The following is a 481-nucleotide window of genomic DNA, read 5'->3' on the forward strand; positions in this document are numbered from 1 at the left end:
CCGACCGCAATGAAGCTTGATGCTACAAGGTCAGCCAACGTCTTGAACGGTTGCAGCGTCAACGCCGCCAACAATTCCGTTAAATCACCTTTTTGCCAGTTCCCTTCGTAGATAAGGGTCGAAGGACTGTTGATCAGCGAAACAAGGGTTTGCCCAACAGCAAAATTAACCCCGCCAACGGTGCCTGTGTTGATTGTCACTGAGAACTGACCCGGTATTTTCACCGAGATTTGACCCACCCTCAGTTATGCGTCGTGGTCTATGATGCGGTCAATGTTTTGGCCTCCTTTGCAGTTTTCTTTGCTGCCTCAGAACTGACCTTGAAGCGGTAGCTGTCGTTTCCGGTTTCGAGGATGTGGCAGCGGTGGGTAAGCCGATCCAAGAGAGCGGTGGTCATCTTTGCATCCCCGAAGACCTGCGCCCATTCTGAGAAGCTAAGGTTGGTGGTGATGATCACACTGGTGCGCTCATAGAGCTTACT

At 51.6% G+C, this 481-nt stretch carries 2 protein-coding genes; both read right to left on the reverse strand.

Features of this window, described 5'->3' with window-relative positions; genetic code table 11:
- Positions 1-200: hypothetical protein (locus A3722_RS09915; protein ID WP_150120469.1), on the reverse strand; the 200-nt coding region annotated here is incomplete at its 3' end.
- 59 nt (positions 201-259) lie between these two features.
- Positions 260-481, reverse strand: a 222-nt coding sequence (locus A3722_RS09920) for an ATP-binding protein (protein ID WP_161487369.1), incomplete at its 5' end; no start/stop codon positions are given.

The sequence above is a fragment of the Sulfitobacter sp. HI0027 genome (assembly GCF_001634775.1).
Lineage (GTDB): Bacteria > Pseudomonadota > Alphaproteobacteria > Rhodobacterales > Rhodobacteraceae > Sulfitobacter.